The 3,248-nt window shown below is 69.5% G+C and carries 3 protein-coding genes and 1 pseudogene; 3 read left to right on the plus strand and 1 reads right to left on the minus strand.

The features are described from left to right. Positions 1-161: 161 nt before the first annotated feature. Positions 162-812 carry an alpha/beta hydrolase gene (locus VGD44_RS01120; protein ID WP_331082994.1) on the minus strand — a complete coding sequence of 217 codons (651 nt, stop codon included), beginning with the start codon at positions 810-812 and terminating at the stop codon, positions 162-164. Positions 813-959: 147 nt separating this feature from the next. On the opposite strand from VGD44_RS01120, the gene VGD44_RS01125 reads away from it, so the two are divergent. The 3 genes and pseudogenes from VGD44_RS01125 to VGD44_RS01135 form a co-directional block, all read left to right on the plus strand. Next, positions 960-1,385 carry an Rrf2 family transcriptional regulator gene (locus VGD44_RS01125; protein ID WP_331082996.1) on the plus strand — a complete coding sequence of 142 codons (426 nt, stop codon included), beginning with the start codon at positions 960-962 and terminating at the stop codon, positions 1,383-1,385. Then, positions 1,382-2,518, plus strand: coding sequence for a cysteine desulfurase family protein (locus VGD44_RS01130; protein ID WP_331082998.1), 1,137 nt, complete (start codon positions 1,382-1,384; stop codon positions 2,516-2,518). The genes VGD44_RS01125 and VGD44_RS01130 overlap by 4 nt, the downstream gene beginning before the upstream one ends. Beyond that, positions 2,518-3,248, plus strand: a pseudogene (locus tag VGD44_RS01135) (Fe-S cluster assembly protein SufB); the annotation flags it as partial. The gene VGD44_RS01130 and the pseudogene VGD44_RS01135, both read left to right, overlap by 1 nt.

Consider the following 3,248-nt stretch of genomic DNA (forward strand, 5'->3'; position numbering starts at 1 on the left):
GAGGACCACGTCTGCGCCCAGGATCAGGTCGCCGTCGCCGACGATCAGCTTCACGTCGGGTGTGAAGAACGGCCGCAGCCGCGCGGCGTCATGCGCCGCGATCAGCTTGTTGGTCAGGCGCCGGCGGGCGCGGACGGCGTCTTCCGGGCCGGTCCCCACGGTCAGGCCGGGTTGGCTTCCAGGCGCTTGTCGAGATAGTCGCCGACCCGCTTCTCCACGTCCGGCAGGTTCTCCATCCAGAAGTGGGTGGCGCCGTCCACGACGTCGTAGTCGATCACGATGCCCTTCTGGGTGCGCAGCTTGGAGACGACGCGTTCCACGTCGATCGGCGGGACGACCGAGTCGTTCTGGCCGTGCAGGATCAGGCCCGAGGCCGGGCAGGGGGCCAGGAAGCTGAAGTCGTAGGCGTTGGTCGGCGGGCTGACCGAGATGAAGCCGTCCGTTTCCGGACGCCGCATCAGCAGCTGCATGCCCACCCAGGCGCCGAAGGAGTAGCCGGCGACCCAGCACTGGGAGGCGGCGGGGTTGGTGGACTGGAGCCAGTCCAGCGCCGTGGCCGCGTCGGCCAGTTCGCCGATGCCGCCGTCGAACTCGCCCTGCGAGCGACCGACGCCGCGGAAATTGAACCGCAGGACCGAGAAGCCGCGCTTCATGAACAGGTGGAAGAGCTGAACCGCCACCGGATTGTTCATCTGGCCGCCGGCCTTGGGATGGGGATGCAGGATCAGCGCGACCGGCGCGGTCTCGCTTTTGCCCTGGGAGTAGCGCCCCTCGATCCGCCCGGCCGCACCGGTCAGAACCACCTCTGGCATTCGTTCACTTCCTCGTCCGGAATACTTGACTGCTGCGCTGGGTCTTCCTAAGTCGCCACCATCCGGTTGGACCGGTCCCGCGCAGGGCGGCGGCTTGTAACATAGGGCCGCGGCGAAACGCGAGAAAACTGCACTGGATCGCATCACATGCGTCTCTCCACCAAAGGTCGCTACGCCGTCATGGCCATGGCGGACCTCGCGCGCCGCGAAAGCGACGCCGCCCGCGCCGTGGCCCTGGCCGACATCGCCGCCCGGCAAGAGATCTCGCTCAGCTACCTGGAGCAGCTGTTCGCCCGGCTGCGTCGCAAGGGGCTCGTGAAGAGCGCCCGCGGCCCCGGCGGCGGCTATCGCCTGGCGCGCACCGCCGACACCACCACCATCGCCGAGATCGTCCACGCCGTGGACGAGCCGCTGCGCGCCACCCGCTGCCAGGCCGGCAAGGGCTGCATGATCCGGGGCGAGCGCTGCCTGACCCACGACCTCTGGGCCGACCTGGGCGACCGGATCGAGGACTACCTGGCCTCGGTCAGCCTCGCCGACGTGATCGGAGGACGGCTCCGCCGCGCCGCATGAGCGTCTACCTGGATCATAACGCCACCGCCAAGGTGCGGCCGCAGGCCATCGCGGCGATGACGCACGTGCTGGAGAACGTGGGCAATCCGTCGTCCATCCACGCCGCCGGCCGCGCTGCGCGGGCGGTGATGGAGCAGGCGCGCGTCGACGTCGCTACGCTGATCGCCGCCCCGCCGACGACGGTCGTGTTCACCAGCGGCGGCACCGAGGCCAATGCGCTGGCCATGGAAAGCGCGATCGCCGGCGGGACGCGCCGCCTGATCGTCTCGGCCATCGAGCACGACAGCATCCGCGAGGGCTCGGTCGCCGCCGGCGTCGAGGTCGAGGTGCTGCCGGTCACGGCAGACGGCGTGGCCGACATCGCGTGGCTGAAGGACCGGCTGGCGCGCTGGGACGCCGCCGACGGCAAGCCGTTCGTCGCCCTGATGCTGGCCAACAACGAGACAGGCGTGATCCAGCCGGTGGCTGAGGCCGCCGAGGCCGTGCGCGCCGCCGACGGCTGGCTGCACGTCGACGCCATCCAGGCTGCGGGCAAGATACCCGTCGACAGCCGCGCGCTCGGCGCGGACACGCTCAGCGTCTCGGCCCACAAGATCGGCGGTCCGCAGGGCATCGGCGCGCTCACCTTCGGGCCGCACGCCACCCTGTTCCGGCGCCAGCACGGCGGCGGCCAGGAGCGTGGCCGGCGCGGCGGCACCGAGAACCTGCCGGGCATCGCCGGCTTCGGCGCCGCGGCGCGCGAGGCGCTGGCTGGGCTCGCAAGCTACCGGCAGCAGGCGGCCTTCCGCGACGCCGCGGCCGACCGCCTGAAGGCCGAAGGCTGCGTCGTGATGGGCGAGGCCGCCCCGCGGTTGCCCAACACCCTGTGCATCGCCGCCCCCGGCTGGACCTCGGACCTGCAGGTCATGGGGCTCGACCTGGCGGGCGTGATGGTCAGCGCCGGCTCGGCCTGTTCGTCGGGCAAGGTCAAGGCCTCGCCGGTCCTGGCCGCCATGGGCCAGGGCGAGCTGGCCGCCTGCGCGATCCGCGTCAGCGGCGGCTGGTGCTCGACCGAAGCCGATTGGCAAACGTTTACCCAGGCGTGGCTCGAAGCCCACGCACGTCACGCCGCGCGGCGGAAGGAAGTCGCCTGATGGCCGCCGTCAAACAGACCGTCGAACACGTCGCCAGCCTCGAGAAGTACAAGCACGGCTTCGTCACCGACATCGAGCAGGACTTCGCGCCCAAGGGCCTGAACGCCGACACCGTCCGGTTCATCTCGGCCAAGAAGAACGAGCCGGAATGGATGCTGCAGTGGCGGCTCGAAGCCTTCGAGCGCTGGCTCGCAATGGACGAGCCGTCGTGGGCCAAGGTCCACTTCCCGCGCATCGACTACCAGGACAGCTACTACTACGCCGCGCCCAAGGAGAAGGTGGGTCCAAAGAGCCTCGACGAGGTCGATCCGGACCTCTTGGAGACCTACAAGAAGCTGGGCATCCCGCTGCGCGAGCAGGAGGTGCTGGCAGGCGTGCAGGGCGCGCCGCGCTACGCGGTGGACGCCGTGTTCGACAGCGTCAGCGTGATCACCACCTTCAAGAAGGAGCTGGCCGAGGCCGGCGTCATCTTCTGCTCGATGAGCGAGGCGGTCCGCGAGCACCCCGAGCTCGTGAGGCAGTACCTCGGCTCGGTCGTGCCGATCAGCGACAATTTCTACGCCACGCTCAACTCGGCGGTGTTCACCGACGGCTCCTTCGTGTTCGTGCCGAAAGGCGTGCGCTGCCCGATGGAGCTGTCAACGTACTTTCGCATCAATGCGGCGAAGACGGGTCAGTTCGAACGCACACTGATCATTGCCGAAGAAGGCAGCTACGTGAGCTACCTCGA

Origin of the sequence: Phenylobacterium sp. (assembly GCF_036402295.1) — a bacterium.
Taxonomy (GTDB): Bacteria; Pseudomonadota; Alphaproteobacteria; order Caulobacterales; family Caulobacteraceae; genus Phenylobacterium.

Bases quoted from the DNA above. Each gene is read 5' to 3' on its own strand.
- VGD44_RS01120 (WP_331082994.1), bottom strand. From the start codon at position 812: ATGCCAGAGGTGGTTCTGACCGGTGCGGCCGGGCGGATCGAGGGGCGC.
- VGD44_RS01125 (WP_331082996.1), top strand. From the start codon at position 960: ATGCGTCTCTCCACCAAAGGTCGCTACGCCGTCATGGCCATGGCGGAC.
- VGD44_RS01130 (WP_331082998.1), top strand. From the start codon at position 1,382: ATGAGCGTCTACCTGGATCATAACGCCACCGCCAAGGTGCGGCCGCAG.